This window comes from Affinundibacterium flavidum, from assembly GCF_014284175.1.
Taxonomy (GTDB): Bacteria; Pseudomonadota; Gammaproteobacteria; order Burkholderiales; family Burkholderiaceae_D; genus Undibacterium; species Undibacterium flavidum.
Map to the genome: position 1 here is coordinate 166,445 of NZ_JACOGA010000002.1, position 24,692 is coordinate 191,136.

Consider the following 24,692-nt stretch of genomic DNA (forward strand, 5'->3'; position numbering starts at 1 on the left):
AGCACATCCGCGGCACATAAGTAGCTCATAAGCCACCACCAAAACACAACAAACTTGCGTTCATTGGTAGCTTTTGCCTGGCACTATACAATGCGCGATGGAACACAAGTTCCATCGCGCATTTTTCATGGGGCCATCATTTATGCCAAGCAAGCACAGTTTCGCACCAATCGTCGACAACAACACGCGCCTCTTAATTTTAGGAAGTTTGCCAGGCGACGCTTCACTGGCACTGCAACAGTATTATGCTCATCCGCAAAATCGATTCTGGCATTTGCTGTCGGATGTATTGCAATTCGATCTCCTGGCACTTGACTACCCTAGCCGCCTGCAAAGCTTGCTAACGCATCATGTAGGATTATGGGATGTCATTGCCCAAGCGCAGCGCAAAGGCAGCTTAGATAGCCAAATACGCGACCGTACAAACAACGATTTACTTGCGCTCATCAACACGCTTCCACAATTACAAGCAATCGCCTTCAACGGCGCCACTGCCGCAAAAATCGGACACAAGCTCTTAGATGGACAAGCTGACCGCTACCACCTATTAGCCTTGCCATCAAGTAGTCCGGCGTACACCTTGGCCTACCCATTGAAGCGCGATGCCTGGTTGCATTTACGAGACTCTCTCTAAATTTAAATTTACCGCAAATTATTTTTTTACAAACATCGAACTAAAGCACCAAGACTCTCTCTAACGGGCAGGAATGGAGAGCTTGACGAATAATTAACCATTTCCACAATCCAATTTTCAAGGAGAGCAAAGAATGCGTTTATCAACACTATTGCTATTTGCGAGCGTCAGTATATCGACGTTGGCAAATGCACAGTCGGACGATAAGTTTCGACAGTTAGAAGATCTATTACCCACCCCGACTGCCACCCGTGCCGCTTCTGGTGCGCCTGGACACGCTTACTGGCAGCAACGTGCCGACTACGTGATCCGCGCCACCTTGGACGAAGAGAAGCGTGCCATCAAAGGCGCAGAAACCATCACTTACCACAATAATTCTCCCGACACGCTGAGTTATCTGTGGGTGCAATTAGATCAAAATATTTTCAAACCAGATTCCGATGCGAATTTGACAGCGACTTACCCATCTCGCGATGCCTGGAAAAATCCAAATGCGATGAGTTTTGCTGGTTTAAACAGTTTGAATGAACATGCCAAGTTCGACGGTGGTTTTAAAATCGGTTCAGTCAAAGGCGCCGATGGTCAGTCGCTAAAATATGTCATCAACCGCACCATGATGCGCATCGATTTGCCGCAAAGCTTGAAGCCGGGCGAAAAGTTTGTATTTAGCATGGACTGGAATTACAACATCAATGACGGCATGGTCTTGTGGGCACGTACTGGTTACGAGCATTTCAAAGAAGACAAAAACGATATCTTTGAAATCGCCCAATGGTATCCACGCATGGCCGCTTACTACGACGTGTATGGTTGGCAGCACAAACAATTTTTAGGCTCTGGTGAATTCACTTTAGAGTTTGGTGACTACGATGTGCAAATCACCTTGCCTAGCGATCACGTAATCTCTGCTACGGGTGAGCTGAACAATGCAGATGCCGTATTAACTGCCACGCAACGCGAACGACTCAAACAAGCCCGCACCGCTAACAAACCAGTGGTGATCGTGACGCAAGAAGAAGCCGAGAAAGCAGAAAAATCCCGCGCCACGTCGACCAAAACCTGGCACTTTAAAGCCAAGAATGTACGTGACTTTGCTTGGGCATCCTCGCGTAAATTTATCTGGGATGCGCAAGGCTACAAAGCTGGTAGCAGTACAGGCTTAGCGATGTCCTTCTATCCAAAAGAAGCCAATCCACTGTGGGGACAATATTCCACACAAGCGGTGATACACACGATAGAGCAATACAATAAATACAGCCTGGAATATCCTTACCCAGTTGCGCAATCAGTCAACGGTCCACAAGGCGGGATGGAATATCCTATGATTGCCTTCAATGGTGGCCGTCCAACCAAAGACAAAAAGACCGGTGCGCTGACCTATTCCAAGCAAACCAAATACGCGATGATCAGTGTCATTATTCATGAAGTCGGTCATAACTATTTCCCTATGATCGTCAACTCGGATGAGCGTCAATGGTCGTGGATGGATGAAGGTTTGAACTCCTTCATGCAAACTTTGGCAGAGCGCGCTTGGGAAGAAAACTATCTTGATATGTTCCCAAGTGAACCACGCGGCATCATCGATTACATGCGTAGCAAAAATCAAACACCTATCATGACGAATTCTGAATCTGTTTTGCAGTTCGGGAATAATGCCTATGCCAAACCAACGGCTGGCTTGCACATCCTGCGTGAAACGATTTTGGGACGTGAATTATTTGATTTTGCATTCAAAGAATATGCCCGTCGTTGGAAGTTTAAACGTCCGACACCAGCGGACTTTTTCCGTACCATGGAAGATGCTTCTGGCACGGATCTAGATTGGTTCTGGCGCGGTTGGTTCTACACGACCGATGCCGTTGATATCAGCATCGATGGCATCACGCAATACCAAATTTCGAGCAAAGATCCAGAAGTAGAAAAAGCTTGGAGACGTGCACAGAAAAACGAAGAACCGATTTCAACAGCAGTGCAACGCGATAAAGGGACTTTGCCACGTCGCATCGACAATCAAGCTGGCTTGAAAGATTTCTACAACGAGCACGATGATTTCACCGTCACCAATAAGGATCGTAATAACTACAACGATCTGATGAAGTCTTTGGATGAAGATGAAAAAGCCATGCTGAAATCAGGCAAGTATTATTACCTCGTCGATTTTTCTAACGTCGGTGGTCTGGTGATGCCTTTGATTTTAGAAATCCAACTGCAAAGCGGTAAGAAAGTCATACAGCGCATTCCAGCCGAAGTCTGGCGTTATAACTCTAAGAAACTGACGAAGCTGATTGTTACGGATGAGCCTATGGTCAGTCTGACGCAAGATCCGTATCAGGAAACTGCCGACATCGACATGAACAATAATTCCTGGCCACGTAAGATCACCAAATCACGTTTGGAGTTATTTAAGCAAATGACACCTAGCGGCAATATGATGATCGACTTCAATACGCCTTTAAATAAAGACGAAAAGAAGGACGAAGACAAAACTGAGACTAAAAATAAGTCTGAAAAATAAGTCTAAAAAACAGAAACACACAGCAAGCAAGAAAAAGCGCGTCAAGAATTTACTTTCTTAACGCGCTTTTTTTCAACTTGCCTACAGTTAATGTTTGTAATTAGTGACTCAACTGCTGCACGCAACTAGTACGCGTAACCAAAGCACGTAACCAAAGCACATAATTAATTTTCTCAATTAAGCAGGCTGACACGATTGCACGACAATCACATTGCCATTTGTGGGGATTTGCTGCTGGCAGTATGCCTGCGTGGTTCCCGTCACTGTGACATAGGTAAAAGTGTAATAACGGCCGTCGGGACCATAATGAGGTTGGATAAATTTATACACACCAACCCAATTGCCAAACGGCACAGGACCTGGATCTTTTGGTACACCTGTACCATTAGTATTCGCAGCAACCGCACTAAGCGCTGCGACACTTAATAGTGCACCCAACAAGGTAGCACGCAGGCTCCAATTCTTAGATTTCATAGATATTCCTTCTTATAAGTAATTAAAAATTCCTTTAACTTTCGTATCGATATTTCACGATGCCGATAAGGAAAAAGAATACTTGTCTCCTTCAGGTCATCAACAAAACCGACGGGGCCGTCAATGACCTGAACTTATTATCTTGCTTAAATATCTTAAGATAAAGACTTGCTTAAATGAAGAAACAATTATTTACATTACTTGCACAGATTCTTGCATGCAGAGTAATCTGGCAAAAACGACAAGTCTGCACAAAAAATAAATTCAAATGATGTCGATTAGAGCTGCACCCAAACGTCATAATCATGAAGCAGCAATAATGTGCAGCAGGCTTCGATTTTTTTGAAATTTTGTCCCCTTCAAATATCTACCTCAGGAGAACAACATGCAATACATGTTACTTATCGCCACCAGCGAAGCCGTCGAAGCCGCAATGGATCAAAACGAATTAGGCGAAATCATCGCCGCTTACGGCCCATACACCGATGCCATGACAGAAGCCGGAGTCTTGGTCGCAGGGCAACGCCTGCGAGAATCCACCACAGCTACCACAGTCAGTATCCGCGAGGGTAAAACTAGCTTACTTGATGGTCCCTATGCCGATACCAAAGAACAGTTAGGCGGGTTTTATATTATTGAAGTGCCCGATCTTGATACGGCAATCAGTTGGGCGGCGCGCTGTCCTAGCGCACACATAGGCTCCATCGAAGTACGCCCCATCTGGCCTATGTAATGTTGCTGCAAATTCGTCTATGCAAACGCCATCCGAACCATCCGAAAACGCTGGCCCGCAGTTGATAACTTCGTTGGTGCGGCGCAGCTATGGTCGTTTGCTAGCGATGCTCTCAGTACGTTCCGGCGATCTGGCAAGTGCAGAAGACGCCCTTGCCAGTGCGTTTGAGGCGGCTCTAAAAACTTGGCCAACGCAAGGCCTACCCACAAATCCAGAAGCCTGGCTATTCACAGTCGCACGCCGTCAATTAATTGATCAAGCTCGCAGCCTGCAAATTCAAAAACGTCACCAAGAAGAATTTAGCTATTTGATCGATGAAGCCGCCACTGAATTTGACCCACTTGCGATACCTGATCAAAGACTGGCATTAATGTTTGCCTGCACCCATCCGGCGATTGATCGCAGCATACGCGCGCCGCTCATGCTACAAACCTTGTTAGGCTTTGATGCTGCCAGCATTGCCTCGGCATTTTTAGTCGCGCCCAGCAATATGGCGCAACGCTTAGTCAGAGCTAAACACAAAATCCGCGTGGCAGGAATCCGTTTGACAATCCCCGATCAAAGCGCGATCAGTGATGGCCTAGATGCAGTACTAGATGCGATCTACAGCATTTACACCACCGCCTGGTCACAAACCGGTGATGGCGATATACAGCACGGCAGTCTGGCAGACGAAGCGCTCTGGCTCACACAACTCTTAAGCCAATTAGTGCCACAAGAACCCGAAGTCTTCGGCCTGTTAGCGCTGATGCTCTATACAGAATCCCGCCGTACTGCACGCCACGATAAGCAAGGCAATTACGTACCGCTACAAGAACAAGATTGTCAGCAATGGGATCGCAAAAAAATCAATCAGGCAGAGCAATACTTACATCACGCCAGCAGCATGCAAAAACGCGGACGCTTTCAAATCGAAGCCGCCATCCAATCTGCTCATGCCGTGCGTCGACATCTAGGCAAAGCTGATTGGCACGCTATCAACAAACTCTATGTCCAACTCTACCAACTCACCGCTTCGCCTGTGGTTGCTATAAACCATGCTGTAGCATTAGCAGAAGTCGCAGCACCACAAATCGCATTAGCGCAACTCGAACAAATAGTGAGTACCAAAGAATTAAAAGACCGCCTGAACAACTACCAACCCTACTGGGCAGCCAGCGCGCATTTGCACCAATTATGCGGAAATACCAAAGCGGCGACACATGCCTACACGCAAGCTATAGGCTTATGTACCGATCAAGCGACACGAGGTTTTTTGCTGGGGCGTTTGAAGCAAATCAAAGCATGAGTCAAAGCATGAGTCAAAGCTATAACAAAGCTGAAACAAAGGCAGCTAAGGAACACAAAGGAAAAGAGAGACAGTGGGCAGTCCCTCTCATTTCGTCAAAAAAGAAGTTAGTGCGAGAATACCTATAATTTAAGTTTAATTTAATTAGTCTCGCCTATGCGTGCCGCTATCTCATTTCACTCTTGTAGCCGGGTAAGTACTACTCCCCTTCAGTAATGAAAATCCTGCCGCGTTTCCTTGTGCATCACGTTCAAAATTAATCGTCATATCAGGTGCAGTGACAAAGAAGCGTGACCCGGATTCACGATAAATTTCTACCCGTTTGGCGCTGATTAAATCACTCTGAAAATACAAGCGGTCACCTTCTGCAATGACGTGCGCAGGGCGATCAAGTAAAGTATATTTACCTGCGAACTGCTGGTTCATCGCGAGGTCTGGAGCGATCATCACTTTTTCGGTGACCTTAAATTCAGGCCAGTCATATTCGGCGGCGATACTGGCAAGAATTTCTTCGTTCAACGCTGCGCCGTTATCACTATTGGTCATGATCACGGCGCCCTGCCCGGTCTTGGTGTAACCATATAGTTGAGCACGAAAACCTTCGCTACCACCACTATGACTAAAGCTGGTTCTATCAGCGAGTTTTTCTACATAAAAGCCGAGACCCGTTTCACCTAAGATACGCGTCAACATCGCGGTAGTCATCTGGTTTGACAGCACTTTGCCCGATTTTCCTGCTTCTGCCCGTTGCACTTCAATAATGATGTTTGCCAAATCGGATGGTGTAGTCCACAAGCCGGCGGCGGCTAATTCAGGGTAGTGATGCCATTGCCCTTGTATCGCCTTGCCGTCACCACGATGCGCGCCAACGGCATTTTTACTCATAGCTAAAGATAGGGTATCTGTAAAAATGCTATGCGTCATTTTTAAAGGTGCAAAGACCGTTTTTTGCATTAACTGTGGAAAGCTTTGCTTGCTCGCCTCTGTCATCAACAGTTGAATAATGCTATAGCCGCCACCGGAATAGCGCCATCCAGTGCCGGGAATACTTTCCACCCGAACCGGGTCAGAATTCGCTGGCGCTTTGCCATCTAAGACCGCTAACAGGTTGGGAATTTTTTGCGAAGTTTCATAGCCTCGAAAGCCATGCACATTAATACCTGCGCTGTGATTCAGTAAATGCCGCAAGCTGACTTTTTTATCTTTAGTGAATTCGTTCTCAGGCACTTTCCAAGAGATGAGTTGCTGATTGACGTCACCATCTAATTTAAGCTTGCCTTGCTCAACTAAATGCAAAGCCCCTATCGCACTGACCGCCTTGCTGATCGAAGCCGCCTGAAACAAGGTCGTTGGCGTGATGGCTTGTTTTCCGTCCGCCGTAGTTGTGCCATAAGCACGCGCCCACTCGATTTTCCCATTGTTCACCAGCGCGATACTCACTGCAGGCACTTGGTAAAATTTCATACGATCTGCCAACGTCATCTTTCGATCGGAGACACCCTTCACCACCACTAAAGTAGTCAGTCCATTTTCCACGCGCTTGATTCTATCTTGCAATGCTTGATCGCTCAGTGCCATCGATGATGCTGACGAAATTGCAGCGACTGCCGGCAATATTTGTGTTGAGGATTGCGCTGAAATTTCCTCTCCAAATGCATGCGCTTGAGTGGACGCTATGAGTAAGGAGAACAGAATATTTAACTTGAAATAACAGGCTTTCGTTCGCAATTTTTTCTTCCTTGGTGATGTAACTAATGAGATCTACAAGTGATAAAGCTGGCTTAAAACCGTGCTCATAGTAGCATTAGTTGCTCAAAAGAATTCAGCAAATTGCTGTTATTCTTTTGCTTATTTGCATCGTTCCTTGATCATATGTAGGTCTCAAAAAATAGAACGCCAAATAAGTAGACGATATAAATAAACATTCCCTCTCCCGCAAGCGAAAGAGGGCTTAGGGAGAAGGAAATTTCAAGCCAATTCTGTCAGAAAAAATGTTTAGTGCAGTAGTGAAATCAAGCCCGGCATGACCTTACTCTGTACGCTATTCAACAGCACCAAGAATATGCTCGGCGATTAACTTATCCGTAATCTGATGTGGACTACGCACGCCATAGTTGGTTGTCGTGACCAAGGCAACGATATCTAGTTCAGGAAAAACCACCACCTTATTCCCACCCGTGCCCGCCATTTGATAAGACTGATGCGTCACACCTTTTGCGCTATACGGATACAACCACAGTAGATAACCATACTTGCGTTGTTCATCGACTTCAGCATGTGGCGAGACTGATGCCTTGACCCATGCTGCAGGCAAAATTTGTTGCCCATGCCATGCGCCGCCATTCGCAAGCAGTTGGCCGAGCTTCAAAAGATCGCGGCTACGCAAACCCAAACCACCTCCACCTTGTGCCAGACCCAAAGGTGAAAATTGCCATTCAGCTTTTGTGATACCCAGAGGAGCAAATAAGGCTTTTTGTGCAAAGTCTGGCAAAGGCATCTTGCTTGCGCTTTGCACCACTGCGCCTAAAGTTGTTGAACCAGCCGTGCAATAACTAAACGAACGACCATACGGTGATGCGGATGGTTTGGGAATCCAGGCAGGAAAACCTTTGATCGGCAGATCAAGATAAAATTTCACCCAATCCTCGATCAAATACATGCGCTCTTCATTTCCACGAGAGAACTGATTTTGATCGTCGCACTCCATCATCGAGCTCATGGTCAACAGATCTTCGACCGTGATCTTGGCCTTACGTGGATCTGGGTTTTCGAGTGGTTTCTTAGGCTTAAGTTGGCTCAGGATGGGCGTAGAGAGTGTCATATAACCGCGATCAATTGCCGCACCCGCCAACATACCTGTAACCGTTTTGGTCGCCGAGCGCGTATTGCGGATTCCCTCAGCACCTTCGGCGTCATAGTAAGACTCATAAACAAGCTGACCACGACGGGCTATTAAGACGCTGGTGATCTGCTGAAAGCTCCCCTTCTTAATCGCTTCATCCATCGCCGCCAGTTTCGCCGCATCCATTTTTTGCGACGCTGGGGCTTCTTTTACCCAGTCGTTCTTGTCATTTTGTGGCTGCGCAATTGCTTGGCTTTCAAGCAGTACTACACTTAAAAGAAATCCCAGGGCATATTTATAGTTCATATCAAAACTCCATTCGCTATGTTGTTAAGTCGTTTAGCAATTCAATTGCGTAAGGCAAATCTTAAACAGCGCTTTCAATTGAGTCTTGGATATTTGAAACCTCGTTGAGAACTACTCAGTTTGGTGAAACCGCTAGGTGTTAAACCCCATTGATGCAAGAATGCCCGATTCAAATGGCTTTGATCACAAAAACCGCAACTCAGTGCGATATCCGACAGAGCTTGATCGCTAGTCATCATCAATTGTGTAGCACGTTCAACCCGACGACGACGCAGATCATCGCCTGGCGTACAACCCAGATGCCGCAAGTATTGACGTGCCAAATAAACGCGATGGACGCCGATCGCATCGGCGATATCAGCAATCCCCAGATCCTCATCCGACAAATCCGCAATCATCTCCTGCGCACGTTGCAGCCATGGTGGTAGATTCGATGACAAGGGAGCTTGTGCATTCAGACTACTTAGCATATTGAGTGTCAGTACTTCTAAATCTAGTTTATTTGCATCCCGCGAAGCGGCTGCATTAAGCAAACCAAACGCTTGTTTGATCACCAGCGGATCGTGATTACGTAAGGCAAAGTCAGGCAGCTTGATCTGTTCGTACAAATCGCGTGAATCGTCCGCATCAAAACTAATCGCAAAGAACCAACCACCCTCCCCCGCAAAACGATCTCTATGCACCACGTCTGGTGGGTTGAACACTAACACAGGCCCTTCGCGCTGCACGCCCGATGCCGAAGTAACATAACGACCACGCGTCGCCAACACCATATGCGCGCCAGCATGACTATGTTCTTTCACTTCGTGCTCAGGCACCGTCGCACGCAAATGGCTCAGACCAATACGCGGAAACCGACGGTCAAATGCATTTGTGCCGTAATACTGCCCTGCAGGAAATTTATCGATCATGCGCCATTCCTTTTATTCAAACCTGGTTCAAATCTGCCTCTGCGGCTATTGAACTGCATCGGTTTTCTTAGCTAAACGAAAAGTTTGATTCTAGATACAAGAAAGGAGTCCTTCAATTGACATCAGATCAAATGACAAATCGGGTGCACAAACTGCATAAATACGGGAACTACTAAGCAGTCTCTTTATTGAATTACTCGATCTCAATGCAGCTTCATGAAAATTCGTGCAATGTCCTTCTCCGCGTGCACAGAGAATACATTGGCAACGCACTTGCTATTCCGTCTTCATTCAGTCTTCACTCATTCGTCACTATTTCGTAACTAATTCATCACAAAGCGGCGGAGATTCATCCCAATGCAAGCCCGCGATGAAGCTTTGATCTCATAATCGCAACTCTACTTTTGGAGCCCTTAATGAAAAAAATCTTTACAGAGTTTCCCTATCTGAGTGTTGAACAAAGCTTAGTGATCTTCCGCCTCACACTCGCTGGACTATTCATGGCACATGCTGTAATGCGTTTCTTTGCACCGAATTATTTCCACGAATTTGGCGATTTTCTCGCACAGCGTAGCGTCCCTTTTGCACATGGTCTGCCGTATATCGCCACAGCTATCGAAATGATTGGTGGCACTTTGCTCATTTTCAACAAATTTGCCCGCTGGGTAGCACTAGGTTTTTTCGGTATTAGTGCTGGGGGTATCATCATCATTCACGCAACCCTAGGTTGGTTTGTCGGCGAATGGGGTCAAGGTGGCTGCGAGTATAGCGTCGCATTGTGCGTCATGTGTTTGCTGATGGCGGCGGTTGATCGAGAAAAGCAAAAAGCGAAGACTCTAGAGGCAATCTAAAATCTGAATTTATGCCCGAAGATCAATCCCTTCGGACATTCAATATTTATCGCCGCCTCTTTTTTTTACGTGACACAAGGCGATTTCTAGCTTATTTACAAGTAGCAGAGGCTTTATGGATCAACAGCATCAACTAAGTAAAACCAGTGTCGCATTGCACTGGATAGTCGCACTCTTCATTATCGGCCTAAGCATCGTAGGCTTAGTGATGTCGAAGAAAGAAATTTGGTTTTTGTACCCCATCCACAAATCGATAGGTACATTAATTTTTGCGCTGATCTTAATTCGTGTCGTTTGGCGTGTACGTCAAGCGTGGCCTAAGCCTATTCGACAGTACGCGCGATATGAACAAGTCTTATCCAAGATCGTGCACTGGACTCTCATCACAGGCACTGTGCTGATGCCCATTAGCGGTATGTTGATGTCGGGTGTCGGCGGTCATGGAATTGCACTATTTGGGTGGGAATTGGTGGCAGAACATCACTCGCCTACCCAGCCGGATCAGGCTCTGCCCTATAGTGTATTTTGGGCTGGTGTAGGTGAATCCGGACATGAAATAATTGCCTACATCCTGATCGCAGCAATCGTCCTGCACATTGCCGGAGCACTGAAACATCACATCATGGATCGTGATGCGACGCTTCGTAGAATGCTTGGACAAGACGTTTCAGAGCAATAGCGATTTTAGTCCTTCAATTGACTAATGCTAATCACAGATACGAATCACTGATACGAATCACTGAGGTGTGTAGCGAATTCATATCTCAGTTAAGTCTCAAAATTAAGTCTCAAAATTAGGTCTCAAAATTGAAGCGTAAAATTAGGCCTTAAAAAAACCACGTACCTGTGGAATATGGCGTTCGCTAACGGCGACTTGTGCGCCACAGACAAGTGTCAGGCTATACGTGCCATCTCCAACCACTTTAATTTGTTGCATTTGGTCGATCCGCACAAGCGTGGTGCGGTGTACGCGAATAAAATCTTGTGGATTGATGAGTTTTTCTATCGCGCTCAGGGTCATCCTGTGTAACACCACACGCTTTTCTAAGTGCAGTTCTACATAATTACTCGCGCTCGACATCCATAAGACTTCACTGATGGGTATGCATTCCATTTCACCCACCGAGCGCGCAATGATTTGTTGCAAGTATTGATTGTTGCCTGCGACTGACTTAGCCGCCTGCTCTTCACGATGGGCATAGCTACGCAGCACTTCGGCATAGCCACGCCTTTCTGTGAGAATTTCATCGGCGCGCGCAAGCGCTTGAATAAAGCGTAAGGTATTAAAAGGCTTTAACAAGTAATCCAGTGCGTGTACCTCGAACGCCTCTATGGCATGTGCATTAAAGGCTGTGACAAAGATGATTAATGGCGGCTTATCTAGATTGCTAAGGCTACGCGCTAAACCGATTCCATTTTCCTTGGGCATTTGTATATCCAGAAAAATGACATCAACTTCATGCGCATTCAAGAACTCGCGAGCACTCGCAACATTGCTAAACTCACCGAGGATGGTCCAGTTCATTTGCGCGGACAGGGCATAACGCAGCATCACGCGCCCTGGCTCTTCGTCGTCGACAATGATGGCACGATTGGTGGCACGATTGGTGGTTACGTCAATTGGTGTGTACATACTACTCATCTTGGTTTAACGATTAAATTCTAAGGGTAAACGCAGATCAACCAAAAAGCGCCCATTGACCACGCTAGTGTGTAATGAAGCCTGCGTGCCATACGCCAAATGCAAGCGCGCCCGCGTATTGCGCAAACCCAGACCAGCGCCCGGATTGCTGCTTCCTTCACCTTCTGCATGATGTATAGGATTACTGATACTGATTAATAAGTCGCGCTCTTGCAGGATAAAACTGAGAAGTATATCGCTCTCATTTTGGTGGCAATCCAAATCATGACGCAGAGCATTCTCAACCAGTGGTTGCAGCAACAATGGCGGACAATCAATTTCCTTAACCGCTTCATCAATGCCTTCAATTTTTATCTGTAATCGCGCGCCATAGCGTAACTTTTGCAGGGCAAGATAGTCTTGTAAGAAGGCGAGTTCTTCTGCCAACTTGACACTATTTTTTTCGCTGGCGGTCAGGGCATAGCGCAATAACTCACTCAATCCGTGGATGCCATTGAGGGCATTGTCTTTATTATCGGTCAGAACCAAAGCACTAATCGCATTGAGTGCATTAAACATAAAATGCGGCTCAAGTTGCGCGCGTAAGGCTAACAGGCGTTGTTCTTCCAGCTCGAAGCGCAAGGCCAATGTGTCTGCGCGCTCTTGCTCCCAAGCCTTGTCGCGCGCTTGGCTGCGTTGCCATATTTTGACTATCACCACCGCAAAAAATACGGCTGTGACTGTCGACAAACGCAATAAGCAGGAATACCGGTCTATCACTAATATCTGAGTTTGGATCGCATCCCAGGTGACGCTCTGATTCGTTTCTGTGAGAAAGAGTTTGACCACGAAGATCAATTGCATGGGCAAGAGAAACAGCAACAAAACAGCGTAGCTTAAAACAATATTTCTCGCACTAGCTATGGCTTGTGTCCAACGTGAAAAGCCCGCGTAGATCAGCAAACTAAGTAGCGCTAGTGCGATGGCGCTTTTGCCCCAATCTTTAAACACTTCCCAATAATCAGGATATAGCCCGGATCGCAAATCATCATTAAATGAGGTCAATGAAGCGATGGTAGTAAAAATCAGCCATGCGACCACATTCAGCGCAAGAACGCGCAGCAGTTTTTGCCATGAACCTAAGTGCAGGCGAGGCAAGGTGGCCGATAAGTGATTTTGGTTTTCCATGAAGATGAGTATAGCAGCCGCCGATGCAGCCAGTTCAAATCGCAGCAAAGCTTGATCACAGAGCTTCGGAGATTCATCCCTTAGATATGGTTGAGCTAGATCTGCGCAGGGATAATCCGGGCGCTGTAATCGAATCTAATAAAATGGAGCTCCAAACATGAAAGCAACTTCACTCAAGGCCGACGATGCAAACAAACGACATCTGCACAGCATCATCGCTGGCCTGACACTGCTGCTCGCTTTGGCAGGATTTGCACAAAGCTATTACCTCAAATCCCTATTCGGTGGCGACGCACTCTCGGCCCTACTGCATCTGCATGGATTGGTGATGACAATGTGGCTACTACTGTTCATGCTTCAAGTGCGCTTGATCGCCACGCGCAAGCATGCCGTGCACCGACGCGTCGGTATGTGGGGAATGGGCTTGGGCGTATTGGTCATGGTGATTGGTATCGCGACAGCGATCGATAGTGCAAGGCGGGCGCAGGCTTCACCGGGCGGGCTGCCATTCCTAGCCACCTCCTTGGGCGGATTGTTCGTGTTTGTTACGCTAGTGGTGCTCGGCCTGATCTACCGACGTCAACGCGATTTTCATAGCCGCTTCATGCTACTTGCCAATCTCTCGATTATTGCGCCAGCCATCGCTCGCCTACCACTCGATGTGATTGAGCGTGGCGGCCTCGCCTTAATCTTCATCATCAAAGACGTTTGCATACTGGCTTTTGTCTTATATGACTTGGCAAGCACACGCCGACTCCATCCAGCCACGGCTTGGGCATCGCTGCTCATCATCGTATCCTACCCGGTGACGCGTATGATTGGTGCAACGCCAGTGTGGATCGACATCGCCAAGTGGTTAGTTAGCTAAGTGATCTGAGTAATTTGTCGTGCGCTGCCGAATTGAATTGGGGTAGATCTGCTTGAGAGTCAAACAGGACACTAAGCAAAACGACAGATTCATCCTCAATCAAAAATAACTTCATTTCCCCCTTGACCCTGACACTACGTCAGGCTTTATAGTGTGCCTCATGCTCTAGCTTGCTCTAGCTTGCTCTAGCTTGCTCGAGCTTATTCAATTGATGTCCGATCAAAGAGGCACCCTATGTTGTTAAAAATTGGCGAATTAGCCCAACGCACTGGCATTACCGTGCGCACCTTGCACCACTATGACAAGCTGGGTTTACTCACGCCCTCAGTGCGGTCAGAGGCTGGGTATCGCTTATACAACCGCCATGACATCGCGCGCTTGCATCGCATTCAGGCATTGCGCCGTTTGAATTTATCCTTGCAAGAAATTGCTGAATTGATCCAGGGTGATACTGCGGATCTGCGTGGTGTGATTAGCCAACAAATTCTGAGTTTGGAAGAGCAAATCAAACAAAGCCAAGAGCTGCGCGAACGTTTACTGGAATTAGACGAACAACTGCAACAGCATGACCAGCCGAATATGGATTATTGGCTATCCACCTTAGAAATGATGAGCCTGCGGTCTAAATATTTCAGTCCCGAAGACATCGCCCTGTGGCGTCAACATAAAGACGTCAGTAGCGGCAAAATGGATATGGCGATGCAACCCATCGTGGCGCAAATCCGCGAATTCATGGATGCCAAAATCGCGCCGAGTGCACCACAGGTTTTAGTCCAAGTACAAAAATGGCTAGAGACTGTGCATCAATCGGTACCCAATCCACGTCTCTTAAAAAATTTTGCAGACATGCATAGAGACGAGCCGTCCATACAGGCGATGAGCGGCGTCGACAACGCCATGATGGATTACATCAATGTGGCAGCGATAGAGATCCGTTACCAAATTTATCGACGCTATTTGAGCGAAGAGGAATGCCAATATTTCCGCCCTTCATTTATGCGCAATATGGATAACTGGACGGAGCTCTTTATTGACATCAAAAAATTCATTGATGCCGGAGTTGAAGTCACCGATCCGATTGCTTTAAAACGCATCCAAGATTGGCGCAGTATGTTTCTAGATGCATGGGGCAACCGCGTTGAAACGGCACAAAAGATCCGGCAAATCCATGAAAAAGAACCTCGATTAACCATAGGCGGTGGCCTATCGCAAGAAGTGCTCGACTACGCAGTCAAAGGTATACGTTATATCGAATCGCAGAATTCGACCGCGTCAACTTCGCCAAAAGCGGCTAAAACGATTCCCAAAAAATCGCTGCCGCAATAAGCATCTAAGCAAAACCCACAGCATATTTTCCAGCCAAGTCCGGCGGACAAGGCTATCCCTTTATCTGGAGTTTTTATGAACAACAACTCAGAGCCAGCACGCGGCTTTATGCGTGACCGTAATTTTTTGTGGATGCTAACAGGTGCCATCACCTCTATGCTAGGCGATCAATTCACGCTGATTGCCCTGCCCTGGCTGGTGCTGCAAATGAGTCATGACACATTCACCTTGGGCATCGTGCTGGCATTACTCGGCATCCCGCGCGCCCTCTTTATGTTGATTGGTGGTGCGGTTGTCGATCGCTATGATCCTAAGTCGGTGATGATGATTACCAAGTACATCAATACCGCGTTATTGGCGATTCTGGTCGTGCTGCTAATGACTTCCTGCCTGAGCTTGTGGATGATCTATCTAATCGCCTTGCTGTTGGGATTATCGACCGCGTTTAGTATTCCTGCGGGAACCTCGATGTTACCGCGCGTAGTCGCCGCAGAACACTTGCAGGCGGCTAATGGCATGATGCTTGGCTTACGCCAGATCACTTTCTTTCTAGGGCCTTTGATGGCAGGTGGTTTAATCGCGCTATTAGGCGATCATGCGACTGCATCTCAAGCTGGCCAAGCTGGATTAGCGACGACTTTGCATGCTGCGAACATGATGGATATCGCCGACAAAAAAGGTTTGGCGATGGCATTTTTTGTCGATTGTTTTAGCTATGGATTTTCTGCATGGACCTTATCGCATGTGAACATGCTCGATATCAAGACGGATCAACAAACATCAGCATCCAAGCAATCCTTACTCAGCGCAACCATGAGCGGACTGCGTCACTGCTGGAACGACACCATGATGCGCACCTGCTTTTTGTATTGGTCCGCCATCGCATTTCTCATCATGGGACCAATGCAAATCGCCATGCCTTTATTGGCACAACAACTAGGGAATAGCGCTGGTGTACTTGGCCTGTTAGCCGGAGCACATGGTGCAGGAACACTGCTAGGCATGGCGATGTCATCTGTCTTTCCCAAGCTAAGACTAGGCAGTTTGGGTAGCACGATCTTACTCATAGATACTTTAGTCGCGCTGCTATTTATGCCTATGGGATTGATCCACGTCGCATGGCAAGGCGCTGCAATTTTATTAGCCATAGGCGCACTCGGCGGCTATCTGCACGTAGCAGTCTTCACATGGATACAACGCCAAGTACCACCCGCCATGCTAGGACGTGCGATGAGTATTTTCATGTTCATTTTTATGGGCATCAGCCCAGTCTCGGCGGCACTGACTGGATGGCTAATGCACAGTCTCAGCCTCACCCAACTCTTCACAGGCAGCGGCGCATTGCTGATCGTGATCGTTGCCATCGCTTTACTGATGTCACCGATACGGCAGATGCGTGATGCTGGTCGGGCGATTTGATTTAGTTCAATTTGGTTCTGTGCCTGACGCTTTATGGCGTCAGCACGGTTATCTTGTCGGCTTACGACACATGTAATTATCTTCCTTAAAATGCAAAGAAAGCCTCAGAAAGAAAAACAAACAGCGACCTCAATTAATCGTCATTCCTGCATGCTCTTAGCAGGAATCCAGTGACTTTCGTTGATCAACAAATGCAGCAAAGAAAAAAGATGAAATTTTCTGTCATTTGCGCCATAGTCACAAAATAGGCAAGCAAACGATATCAAAACTGCGTTGAATCTAGCGCAAGAACTAAGGATCTAAAATGAGCACATCCGCACTACGCAATTGGGATTCTGCTGAACATCTCAAAACTGAAGAAGATATGTTGCTGTATCTGGATGCATGCTTCGATGAAGCAGGCGACGACGCAGCCTTCATCGCCAAAGCCTTAGGCAACATCGCAAAAGCACGCGGCATGACAGATCTGGCGCGGGACACAGGACTAGGACGAGAAAGTCTCTACAAAGCACTCTCAGGTGAAGGCAACCCCAGCTTCGCAACGGTGCTCAAAGTTATGCACGCCCTGGGTTACAAATTACATCCTGAATTAGCAGATGTTTGAGAAATCAGGACTTGAATCGATTTCAAGCAAACCCAATTAAGCATTATGCTTGCACACTTAGCACACTGCTTGAGGTTAACTCCCTTCTCCCGCAAGCGGGAGAAGGGCCGGGGATGAGGGACGTTCAGGCTCAGACAAAGTCATTAAAGACATAAATTCCGCAAACCTCATATCGATTTATGCTTTTCAAACACTTCACAAATACTGAACCACCCTCACCCTAGCCCTCTCCCGCTTGCGGGAGAGGGAACTAATAACCCGCCGCACCGCCCAACACAGACCGCACCATATCAAACGCCAAACCGTAATAAGGTCGCCCATTAAATTCAAACTCATCAATCACCGTCATCCCCAGCTTCTTAGTATGCGCATGATAGGAATGAGGATTGAGACGATTAATGAAGGTCACACCTATCGGATAACGCTCACACATCCCCAAACGCATAGTCTCAAACAAACGTGGAAACACCCCCAGTCCGCGATACGCAGCATCGACGCACACAGGGCCATACTGAAAAGAATTCGCTTCCGTAATCTCCCGCCCTTCAAAATGTAAAGCAGGCAAACGCGCCAACATGAACGGAAAAATCGGCCACTGCGCAAAGAAAGCCCAAGTCCCCGCCAATGCATAACCGATCACTGTTTCTGATTGATCATTAGCAGAAGTATCAACCGCGACGAACACGCCGCCATAGCGCAATAATTCTTCAATCTGCGCGACAGTAAATGCAGTGGTGACGAAACCATTCTTTTGTTCTTCTTCGCTCAGGTTGCTTAATAGATTGCGACTTTGAAGGGCTAGGATGCTAGGAATATCTGAGGGTTTGGCTGGGCGGATTTGGGACATAAAAGTTCAATGGCAGAAAATTTCATTTCTCTTACAAATACGAGAAAATTTTTAAAAGACACTTCTTCAAGAAACAGGGCTTAGAGCATTAATCAATAGCCACGTTGAAAAAAGCCACTAACACATGCAAAACTGCGGACATTAAGGACATATTCAGCTTTCGCTCATCAAATCATCATACCGTGTGCCATACTTTACCGTGACTGCGTGAATCGATGGGCGATATCGAATCAACTTTTACGATTCTAAATAGTTTAACCGCTCGAAACGCAAATCGAAATAAATCTTTGGTTGGACGTCACCTAAATAAATTACAGTTGCAATAGACTTTAAAAATAGATACATTAACTTCTCGATTTATCAACATACTATTTTCGCTTATGGATTTAGAAAACCGAATCGACGATATTATCAGCGACTTCTACGAGGGATTAATTGACCCCAGCAAACAAGTAAATGCCTTACGCAAACTTGCAAATCTATACGGAAGTGAGCATGTCGCCCTCACAAGTTTACATACCCACCATAAGGCAACAAGTGTTATTCAGAGTAGCGGATTGTCAGAAGATACAGTTTTTGCATTTCAAAATTATTATCACGCATTAGAACCAAGTCTTGCCTTTCTTCATAAGTTTATACACGGAGAATGGTATGTAGATTATGAGCAAATCGGAAAAAAGGGCATGGCTAGCTCAGAGTTTTACCAAGACTTTATGAAGCCAAATGGCTTTGGAGCACTCTCGGTAATACCTCTCTTAAGTGACCAAAATCTCGATTGCTTCTTAACAGTTCAATACAAAAACATCGACAAGTCAGAAAAAAGTAATGACTTAAGAAACATCAAATCACTCCTACCCCATCTTCAACGCAGTCTGCAATTACAGTCTCATTTCGACTCATTAAAACTCGATAAGCAGCTTCTGGCTTCAAGCTTACACGCCAGTAATTTGGGAATGATCATCGTGTGTGACAACAAGTACGTTCATTTCATTAATCAAGCCGCCGAATCCATCCTACGCAGAAGAAATGAAATCAAAATCACTGGCAACAAAATTGAGGTCGCCAGCAGTAGTTCCAACAAAGTCATGAACGCGATACACGCTGCATGCGGCGTCAAAGGTCCGCGCGTATCAAGTGGATTAAAGCTCGGTCTTAATAACCAATTGAATCTGCATTTAATTCTGACACCACTTCCCTCACTCTTTCATCCCCAACACGCTCTTTCAAAAAATTTTGCACTAATTGTCGTACAAGACTTAAGCATCCCCATGCATACCAAAGAATTTTTACTAACTCAAATGTATGGCCTAAGCGTTGCGGAAGCGAGGGTTGCCTGTGCGTTACTAAAGGGTTCAACACCGAAACAAATTGCTATCGACTCAGGAGTCGCGATTTCAACCATACGATCCCAGTTGAAAGCTATTTTTAGTAAAACTGGTACATCAAAGCAAACCGAATTGACGCAGATTTTGTATCCGATTTTATCGATTCAGACTTGATTGCGGTCATTAGTTTTTGAATCAAAAATTCAAATTATAGATTCGGGTGTGGGAAAATACACCGACAAAGCAACGCAAAATCGTATGTATCTCGCACAACAAACAAACTTAGAATTAGCACCAGTTCATATGCGAGGATTTTTTATTTTCTCGCACTCAGAAACCAGTATTATCAATAACAATTCATTTCAGATTCTGTATTACGCAAATAAAAGGTGATTTAATTCGTTGGATAATGAGTCCTTTATTATCAACTCTCACTATTTTTGAACGAATACTATCCGACTCATTCCCTCCTATCGTTAGCGCGTATCTACCATTTGAATCGACCCCAGTCTCGACGACAATTGCCGAGTGTGAAGGGTAATCGCGATGTGCGCTTGCGTAGGCATAGTCGAAGGAATTTCCGCCACGGTTATTTTGAATAATGTCGCCAATTTTTGGCGCATATTCATTGATCTTCCTTGCTCTAAAAACGCCTGTATTTCCTGTCTGATTCTCGATTGCTTTATAAACAAATTTTGCGTGTCCTGAAGCAAACTTGAACTCGTTTATGCTTGCACCTGCTTGTTTCACACACCAAGAAACAAACACGGCCGACCAAGCCTCTTCAACGCCTGGAAAATCAAAACCCAAATCTAACCAATAATGTTTAATTTGATCTGAGAGTGGAAAATCGTTTTCATCTATTTGGTGAAAGCGAAAATGCTGATCTTTGGCGATATTAGCGAGTTGAGATGCGAATAGCGATGGAGTTTCCATTTCATAATCCTAATAAAAATAATTTTTCCATAAATTACGATGCACACCTAATCTTTGACAACTATTTCTTTTCTGCCTTACTATCCTTTGCAGGCTTAGTAAGGCTTGCGCCTAGAGTGTCTAACCCTAAACTAACGTTATACTTCGAAACCAAATCGTCCGCCGTCTCTAGGCCAGCAATCAAGCTACAAGCCCCATGGCAAGTAGCTACATCTGCTAAAGCCATTTCTAAATTATATTCTTTGATAGAAGCTGTTTTAGCTTCTTGTATTTCGTCGAAAATGAGTTTACGTCTCTTTGAGATTGCCTTGGTTATTACATGTGCCATCAGATCAGCATAATATGCTTGGTTGTATTCAGCTCTAACACCAGTAGTCAGCCCAGCCAGTGCCGCAAAGTTTTTTGCTGCCTGCGCACCATTTGCAATCGCACCGCCAGCACCGAATAGAGTTGCCGCTGACCCCATCCAAAAATTCATATTGGACTGTTTTCGTTTCAAAACAGTTTTGTATTCCTCACACAAACTATTCGACGCCAAAATCAATCTATTCTGAATATGATTTCTGTCTTCCTCATTCTTTCCTTTCGCAGATCGCAACGCCTGATCAAAGGTTTTAGAAAAGTCAGCCTTATCTCCGGATTTACTACTTAAATCTTCGTCAGACAGCAAAGAAATCATATCAATATTTTCGACAGATTTATCGAAAATACCGGCTGGAGAAAATTTGTCAGTCGACTTATCGTTTTGCCCAAGACTGGCACAAGCAGACAGACTCATCAACACAATAATTAAGATGAAAGGCCTTAGTAGCCCACCGAGAGCAAAATAATTGTTCATTTTCATTCCCTCTAAAATATTGACGCAAAAAAATTAAAAATGGCTTCTAAAAAAAGTATCTAGTTACAAATGCAAGAAATTTAACCTTCTATTTAAGAGTAATGTTCTTTTTAAGAAAAGAAGTCTATTCCTCTACAAAATGCAAAGCATCCTCCAAATGGAGGATGCTTTCATATATCAAACACCCTAAGCTACCAATCAATTTCATAAAAGTAATCCCAACTTTTGAGGCCTGCTGCTTCACGAGTTTAAGTGCGTTCTTCTCACGTCAAATCAGCGGAGAGAGCGCAATCAATTTCATTGACTGAATCCACTAACAAAAAGCTTCGGTACTTTATAGGAATAGCTACTAAGCGCTTTCTCGTCACTATTGCAAATCAAAGATTGCGCCGACTCAGTCAAGTCTCATTTTCAAATTAAAAAACAACACGGAGAAAACTAAATGGAAGAAGTAATCCGGCAATTGCAAACCCATAAGGCATGGTTAGGAATCGAAAATTTACGAGCACAATTGCTGCAAGCGAGAAACTCTCATTCTGACTATAAAAAAGTTTACTCAGATATAAAATCGAACGGTGAGTTGATGGAAATACTCTGCAAGTGCCCTTATATTTTCCGCGCTAAAACTAAACCTCGAGGCTATGCTGGAGATGCAGTTATGATGGATTTTATATACGGCATTTATGAGCCTGAATTTATCAACAACTTAGATTTAACAGGTGAAGAGATCTTCAGAATCACGACCAACTCTTCTGCATCTAAAGCTGTTCGTCATAGAAGGCGACTAATTGCAAATACCATTGATTCAATCTGCCTCGATAAGCCTGCTAATATTTTGTCAGTCGCCTGTGGCCACTTAAGAGAAGCGGAAATATCGAATGCTGTTCAGTCTCGGAGTATAGGAAAGTTTTTCGCACTAGACCAAGATATCGAAAGCCTCAAAATCGTTGAGTCCCAATACGGACGCCTCGGGGTCACACCTGTTCAATGTAACGTAGCAAAAATAATCGCGGGGAAAATACCAGAGGAAATCAACGACTTCAACTTTATCTACTCAGCTGGTCTCTATGACTATTTAAACGAAGATATCGCAGTAAAGTTAACGAAGAAATTCGCAAAGCTACTGAATAAAAACGGATTGATTCTTTTAGCTAATTTCCTTCCATTTCATCAAGATGCAGGCTTTATGGAATGTGTAATGGATTGGGACCTAATATATAGAACGGCAGACAATTTAAAGTCGATATTATCGAAATCTGGTTTATCACTTGTCAGTTGCCAAAACGATCCGACAGACTCTATCGCTTATGTCGTAGGTATCAAAGATAAATAGGTAAACGTGAGGTAATTTTCTAAATGTCAGATTTACGCAATTCAATACGAAACTAGACAATTGAAGGCCATAGCAAATGCAGTCGCACCAATAGAATAACGCTCACACATTCCCAAACGCATAGCTTCAAACAAGCGCGGAAACACCCCCAGCCCGCGATACGCAGCATCGACGCACACAGGGCCATACTGAAAAGAATTCGCCTCAGTAATCGCCTGCTCCTCAAAATGTAAAGCAGGCAAACGCCCCAACATAAACGGAAAAATCGGCCACTGCGCAAAGAAAGCCCAAGTCCCCGCCAAGGCGTAGCCGGTCACGGTTTCTGATTGATCATGTGCGGAAGTTTCAACCGCGACGAACACACCGCCATAGCGCAGTAATTCTTCGATCTGCGCGACAGTAAATGCGGTAGTGACGAAGCCGTTTTTTTGCTCTGCTTCGCTCAGGTTGCTTAATAGGTTGCGCTCCTGCAGAGCTAATATGCCGGGAATGTCGGAAGGGATGGCTGGACGGGTTTTGGTCATTTTCTAAATTGGGAAAATTTTTCTAAAAGATACTCTGTGCTCTTTGCTACACATCACTATTTACGACTCAAGTCGCTTGCGCACGTTGCTTATAAAAATTCAATATCGTTTCTGCAGTATCTCCCACTAAATAACGCGCACAAAAATCCGCATACCAATTGAAATGCGTACTCACTCTGGTACCCACCTGCACTGTCAGCCGCGTGCCTTTACCTTCAGGGCTCAGCGTGTACGAGGTGTCTTCAATATCGAAGTACTGACCGCCAATCACCACATGATCATCTAATGAACCACTTGGAAAAGATTCAGGCGTGAACAAATATTTCCATGCAATGCGGCGATTTTCTTGCCACTCGGTGATCTCTTCCTCAAAGCGTACACCACGTTGCCACAACAACTGGCGCTTGCCACCTACTCGCTCTTCTAAGGTACGCGCTTCAAGCGGATACGGCACACCGATTTTGTAAGCGAATCCATTCTTCAATTCATCGGGGCGAATATCCAAAGGAAAATTAATCAACTTCCAGATTTTTTCAGGACTGGCTTCAATATACACAGAACGCTGCGTCTGCTGCTTGATCGTAGGCGCTTCGATATTTTGTTCAATACCCCCAAACGCAAATGGCATCAGCAGCACCACCGCAGACAGCCTACCGGACTGATCAGGACTCATCCAAGAAATGATCACAGAAATCAAAGCGCCAAGTAACATCAAGGGAATAAACAAACCCATCGCCATTACCAAACAAATCGTCCCTTCCCGAAACAAAGCACCCACCGCAAATGCGAACAAGCTCAAAGCCAGCATAGAAATACCGCCCGCCACCGCCACGCCACGCATCTTCTTTTTCTCAGAAAGATACGCCACGATCATGCCCATCGCCAAAGGTATGCCAACTAAGAATGACGTCAACATCACCCCACTACCAGCGGACAAAAAATTCACAAAAAATGAGTAAGCCGTCACACCATAAACAGCACCCGCCCCAGCAATCAAACCACACCAAACCAAATAGCCAATACCTCTCAGCAAAGACTCATGCATGGGTCTGGATTCAACTTCTTTGATAACGGATTGTTCAATGGCATTAACACGTATGGAAATGTCTGAATCAGAAAATGGCAGCGCAGGATCTTGTCCAGCATTATCGGAATTAAGTTCGCTCATGGATTGTGTTCAGTTTGAGTTTGGGGAGGTAAATTTAGAGGCGTAAATTTAGAGATGTAATTGCTGAGATGCAAAAACAATTGCTTCATAAAAAGCAATATCTTACGTTATTTCATTTCACCAAGGAGATTGTTTTTTTGT

Annotated in this window: 23 protein-coding genes; 12 read left to right on the forward strand and 11 right to left on the reverse strand. The window is 45.6% G+C overall.

Annotated elements, in window-relative coordinates:
• The first annotated feature begins 142 nt into the window (after nucleotides 1–142).
• Both H8K55_RS02565 and H8K55_RS02570 read left to right on the forward strand, forming a co-directional pair.
• Nucleotides 143–634, forward strand: a complete 492-nt coding sequence (locus H8K55_RS02565; RefSeq protein WP_186940646.1) for a DNA-deoxyinosine glycosylase — start codon at nucleotides 143–145, stop codon at nucleotides 632–634.
• Nucleotides 635–767: 133 nt separating this feature from the next.
• Nucleotides 768–3,149, forward strand: a complete 2,382-nt coding sequence (locus H8K55_RS02570; protein WP_186940458.1) for a M1 family metallopeptidase — start codon at nucleotides 768–770, stop codon at nucleotides 3,147–3,149.
• 177 nt (nucleotides 3,150–3,326) lie between these two features.
• On the opposite strand, the gene H8K55_RS02575 is transcribed toward H8K55_RS02570, so the two are convergent.
• Nucleotides 3,327–3,623: a hypothetical protein gene (locus H8K55_RS02575; RefSeq protein ID WP_186940459.1), complete on the reverse strand. Its 297-nt coding sequence runs from the start codon at nucleotides 3,621–3,623 to the stop codon at nucleotides 3,327–3,329.
• Nucleotides 3,624–4,008: 385 nt separating this feature from the next.
• Between H8K55_RS02575 and H8K55_RS02580 the strand changes: the two genes are divergently transcribed.
• Both H8K55_RS02580 and H8K55_RS02585 read left to right on the forward strand, forming a co-directional pair.
• Nucleotides 4,009–4,356: a YciI family protein gene (locus tag H8K55_RS02580; protein WP_186940460.1), complete on the forward strand. Its 348-nt coding sequence runs from the start codon at nucleotides 4,009–4,011 to the stop codon at nucleotides 4,354–4,356.
• A gap of 19 nt (nucleotides 4,357–4,375) precedes the next feature.
• Nucleotides 4,376–5,644 carry an RNA polymerase sigma factor gene (locus H8K55_RS02585; RefSeq protein ID WP_186940461.1) on the forward strand — a complete coding sequence of 423 codons (1,269 nt, stop codon included), beginning with the start codon at nucleotides 4,376–4,378 and terminating at the stop codon, nucleotides 5,642–5,644.
• Nucleotides 5,645–5,815: 171 nt separating this feature from the next.
• On the opposite strand, the gene H8K55_RS02590 is transcribed toward H8K55_RS02585, so the two are convergent.
• The 3 genes from H8K55_RS02590 to H8K55_RS02600 form a co-directional block, all read right to left on the reverse strand.
• Entirely contained in the window at nucleotides 5,816–7,372 is a 1,557-nt protein-coding gene (locus tag H8K55_RS02590; RefSeq protein ID WP_222612328.1) for a serine hydrolase domain-containing protein, read from the reverse strand.
• Between the two features lie 313 nt (nucleotides 7,373–7,685).
• Entirely contained in the window at nucleotides 7,686–8,792 is a 1,107-nt protein-coding gene (locus H8K55_RS02595) for a serine hydrolase domain-containing protein (RefSeq protein WP_186940462.1), read from the reverse strand.
• A 74-nt stretch (nucleotides 8,793–8,866) separates the two neighbouring features.
• Nucleotides 8,867–9,703, reverse strand: coding sequence for a helix-turn-helix domain-containing protein (locus H8K55_RS02600; RefSeq protein WP_186940463.1), 837 nt, complete (start codon nucleotides 9,701–9,703; stop codon nucleotides 8,867–8,869).
• 416 nt (nucleotides 9,704–10,119) lie between these two features.
• Here H8K55_RS02600 and H8K55_RS02605 point away from each other — a divergent pair, with 416 nt between their 5' ends.
• Both H8K55_RS02605 and H8K55_RS02610 read left to right on the forward strand, forming a co-directional pair.
• Entirely contained in the window at nucleotides 10,120–10,554 is a 435-nt protein-coding gene (locus H8K55_RS02605) for a DoxX family protein (protein ID WP_186940464.1), read from the forward strand.
• Nucleotides 10,555–10,669: 115 nt separating this feature from the next.
• Nucleotides 10,670–11,233, forward strand: a complete 564-nt coding sequence (locus H8K55_RS02610; RefSeq protein WP_186940465.1) for a cytochrome b — start codon at nucleotides 10,670–10,672, stop codon at nucleotides 11,231–11,233.
• A 141-nt stretch (nucleotides 11,234–11,374) separates the two neighbouring features.
• On the opposite strand, the gene H8K55_RS02615 is transcribed toward H8K55_RS02610, so the two are convergent.
• Nucleotides 11,375–12,196, reverse strand: a complete 822-nt coding sequence (locus H8K55_RS02615; protein WP_230408458.1) for a LytR/AlgR family response regulator transcription factor — start codon at nucleotides 12,194–12,196, stop codon at nucleotides 11,375–11,377.
• A 6-nt stretch (nucleotides 12,197–12,202) separates the two neighbouring features.
• Nucleotides 12,203–13,363, reverse strand: a complete 1,161-nt coding sequence (locus tag H8K55_RS02620; RefSeq protein ID WP_186940467.1) for a sensor histidine kinase — start codon at nucleotides 13,361–13,363, stop codon at nucleotides 12,203–12,205.
• A gap of 157 nt (nucleotides 13,364–13,520) precedes the next feature.
• Between H8K55_RS02620 and H8K55_RS02625 the strand changes: the two genes are divergently transcribed.
• The 4 genes from H8K55_RS02625 (at nucleotide 13,521) to H8K55_RS02640 (ending at nucleotide 17,580) form a co-directional block, all read left to right on the forward strand.
• A complete protein-coding gene (locus H8K55_RS02625) occupies nucleotides 13,521–14,231 on the forward strand; it encodes a hypothetical protein (protein WP_186940468.1) in 711 nt (236 codons plus the stop codon).
• Between the two features lie 234 nt (nucleotides 14,232–14,465).
• A complete protein-coding gene (locus H8K55_RS02630) occupies nucleotides 14,466–15,557 on the forward strand; it encodes a MerR family transcriptional regulator (RefSeq protein ID WP_186940469.1) in 1,092 nt (363 codons plus the stop codon).
• A 75-nt stretch (nucleotides 15,558–15,632) separates the two neighbouring features.
• Nucleotides 15,633–16,976, forward strand: coding sequence for an MFS transporter (locus tag H8K55_RS02635; protein WP_186940470.1), 1,344 nt, complete (start codon nucleotides 15,633–15,635; stop codon nucleotides 16,974–16,976).
• Between the two features lie 304 nt (nucleotides 16,977–17,280).
• Nucleotides 17,281–17,580, forward strand: a complete 300-nt coding sequence (locus tag H8K55_RS02640; RefSeq protein WP_186940471.1) for an addiction module antidote protein — start codon at nucleotides 17,281–17,283, stop codon at nucleotides 17,578–17,580.
• A 250-nt stretch (nucleotides 17,581–17,830) separates the two neighbouring features.
• Here H8K55_RS02640 and H8K55_RS02645 read toward each other — a convergent pair whose 3' ends face one another.
• Nucleotides 17,831–18,427, reverse strand: coding sequence for a GNAT family N-acetyltransferase (locus H8K55_RS02645; RefSeq protein WP_186940472.1), 597 nt, complete (start codon nucleotides 18,425–18,427; stop codon nucleotides 17,831–17,833).
• Between the two features lie 380 nt (nucleotides 18,428–18,807).
• Between H8K55_RS02645 and H8K55_RS02650 the strand changes: the two genes are divergently transcribed.
• Nucleotides 18,808–19,926: a helix-turn-helix transcriptional regulator gene (locus H8K55_RS02650; protein ID WP_186940473.1), complete on the forward strand. Its 1,119-nt coding sequence runs from the start codon at nucleotides 18,808–18,810 to the stop codon at nucleotides 19,924–19,926.
• A 183-nt stretch (nucleotides 19,927–20,109) separates the two neighbouring features.
• Here the strand turns inward: H8K55_RS02650 and H8K55_RS02655 are convergent, their stop codons facing one another.
• Together H8K55_RS02655 and H8K55_RS02660 are read right to left on the reverse strand one after the other, a co-directional pair.
• On the reverse strand, nucleotides 20,110–20,688 hold the full coding sequence (locus H8K55_RS02655; RefSeq protein ID WP_186940474.1) for a DUF2272 domain-containing protein: 579 nt from the start codon (nucleotides 20,686–20,688) through the stop codon (nucleotides 20,110–20,112).
• Between the two features lie 61 nt (nucleotides 20,689–20,749).
• Nucleotides 20,750–21,526: a hypothetical protein gene (locus tag H8K55_RS02660; RefSeq protein ID WP_186940475.1), complete on the reverse strand. Its 777-nt coding sequence runs from the start codon at nucleotides 21,524–21,526 to the stop codon at nucleotides 20,750–20,752.
• A gap of 442 nt (nucleotides 21,527–21,968) precedes the next feature.
• On the opposite strand from H8K55_RS02660, the gene H8K55_RS02665 reads away from it, so the two are divergent.
• Entirely contained in the window at nucleotides 21,969–22,859 is an 891-nt protein-coding gene (locus tag H8K55_RS02665) for a hypothetical protein (RefSeq protein WP_186940476.1), read from the forward strand.
• Between the two features lie 41 nt (nucleotides 22,860–22,900).
• Here the strand turns inward: H8K55_RS02665 and H8K55_RS02670 are convergent, their stop codons facing one another.
• Both H8K55_RS02670 and H8K55_RS02675 read right to left on the reverse strand, forming a co-directional pair.
• Complete coding sequence (locus tag H8K55_RS02670) at nucleotides 22,901–23,383, reverse strand: GNAT family acetyltransferase (RefSeq protein ID WP_186940477.1); 483 nt, start codon at nucleotides 23,381–23,383, stop codon at nucleotides 22,901–22,903.
• 67 nt (nucleotides 23,384–23,450) lie between these two features.
• A complete protein-coding gene (locus H8K55_RS02675; RefSeq protein ID WP_186940478.1) occupies nucleotides 23,451–24,551 on the reverse strand; it encodes a hypothetical protein in 1,101 nt (366 codons plus the stop codon).
• Nucleotides 24,552–24,692: the final 141 nt, after the last annotated feature.